The organism is Helicobacter mehlei (genome assembly GCF_003660265.1).
Classification (GTDB): domain Bacteria; phylum Campylobacterota; class Campylobacteria; order Campylobacterales; family Helicobacteraceae; genus Helicobacter; species Helicobacter mehlei.
Genome location: NZ_QXQP01000050.1, coordinates 1 through 2,009, shown reverse-complemented (window position 1 = coordinate 2,009; position 2,009 = coordinate 1). Strand labels below are relative to the sequence as shown.

Below are 2,009 nucleotides of genomic sequence, written 5' to 3'. Positions count from 1 at the left end.
CCGATTTTTCTTCCCTGTGTCCGCGTGCTCGATCTCTACAAATTCTTGCAACAACTCTTTTTGTCCCATAGCAAGCCTTTAACCAAAGATAAAAGGGTGTTTTAACAAAAAATCCTACAGACTGAAGAAAAACGTAAAAAAATTCTCTTAAGGTTTTAAGTAAATCCAGGAGATTTTAAACAAACCCTTAACACCTAAGCAAGAGAGCCTTGAGCCTTGTCTCTAAGACAACGAAGTCTTAAAGGGTTTCTCTAAGAAAGGAGGTGATCCAACCGCAGGTTCACCTACGGTTACCTTGTTACGACTTCACCCCAGTCGCTGTGTGTGCCGTGGGCAGTAGCTGCTTTAGCATCCTGACTTAAGGCAAACACAACTCCCATGGTGTGACGGGCGGTGAGTACAAGACCCGGGAACGTATTCACCGCAACATGGCTGATTTGCGATTACTAGCGATTCCAGCTTCATGCAGGCGAGTTGCAGCCTGCAATCCGAACTGAGAGGCGTTTTTAAGATTGGCTCAACCTCGCGGCATTGCATCTCTTTGTGCGCCCCATTGTAGCACGTGTGTAGCCCTAGGCGTAAGGGCCATGATGACTTGACGTCGTCCTCACCTTCCTCCTGCTTACGCAGGCAGTCTTCTTAGAGAGCTCAGCTTAACCTGTTAGCAACTAAGAAAGAGGGTTGCGCTCGTTGCGGGACTTAACCCAACATCTCACGACACGAGCTGACGACAGCCGTGCAGCACCTGTTTTCAGGGTCTAGCAAGCTAGACACTCCGCTATTTCTAGCAGATTCCTTCAATGTCAAGCCTAGGTAAGGTTCTTCGTGTATCTTCGAATTAAACCACATGCTCCACCGCTTGTGCGGGTCCCCGTCTATTCCTTTGAGTTTTAATCTTGCGACCGTACTCCCCAGGCGGGATGCTTAAGGCGTTAGCTGCATTACTGGGAGGACAAAGCCCCCCAACAACTAGCATCCATCGTTTAGGGCGTGGACTACCAGGGTATCTAATCCTGTTTGCTCCCCACGCTTTCGTGCAATCAGCGTCAGTATTGTTCCAGCAGGTCGCCTTCGCAATGAGTATTCCTCTTGATCTCTACGGATTTTACCCCTACACCAAGAATTCCACCTACCTCTCCCACACTCTAGGGTTGCAGTTTCAAATGCAGTTCTATGGTTAAGCCATAGGATTTCACACCTGACTTACAACCCCGCCTACGCACTCTTTACGCCCAGTGATTCCGAGTAACGCTTGCACCCTCCGTATTACCGCGGCTGCTGGCACGGAGTTAGCCGGTGCTTATTCGTCAGATACCGTCATTATCTTCTCTGACAAAAGGAGTTTACAACCCTAAGGCCTTCATCCTCCACGCGGCGTTGCTGCTTCAGGCTTGCGCCCATTGAGCAATATTCCCTACTGCTGCCTCCCGTAGGAGTCTGGACCGTGTCTCAGTTCCAGTGTGTCCGTTCACCCTCTCAGGCCGGATACCCGTCATAGCCTTGGTGAGCCTTTACCTCACCAACAAGCTGATAGGACATAGACCAATCCTTTAGCGATAAATCTTTCCCCCGTAGGGTAGTATTTGGTATTAATCACCATTTCTAGTGGCTATCCCAAACTAAAGGGCATGTCATCTATGCGTTACTCACCCGTGCGCCACTAATCCGCCTAGCAAGCTAGGCTTCATCGTTCGACTTGCATGTATTAGGCACGCCGCCAGCGTTCACTCTGAGCCAGGATCAAACTCTCCATAAAGTTAAGTTTAAATCCCAAACTGGCTCAAGATTACTCTATTAGACAAGTTGTGTCAAAACTAGAGTCCTTAAAGCCAAAACAAAACAAAAAACAAATTTGGCTACAAGACTCTCTTGCTTAAATGTCAAAGATCGTTGCGTATGAAGTTTAAGCTTTTTTAAAACCGCTTCGGTCTTTAAACCTTCGGATTTTTAAACCGCTTTAACTTTGGCAAAACGCAATTATAGGATTTTAAAGCTTAGGAGGGGCTTAA

1 rRNA gene is annotated in these 2,009 nt (G+C 47.6%); it reads right to left on the bottom strand.

Features of this window, described 5'->3' with window-relative positions:
- Window positions 1–256: 256 nt before the first annotated feature.
- Window positions 257–1,756, bottom strand: a 16S ribosomal RNA gene (locus EAO36_RS08130).
- Window positions 1,757–2,009: the final 253 nt, after the last annotated feature.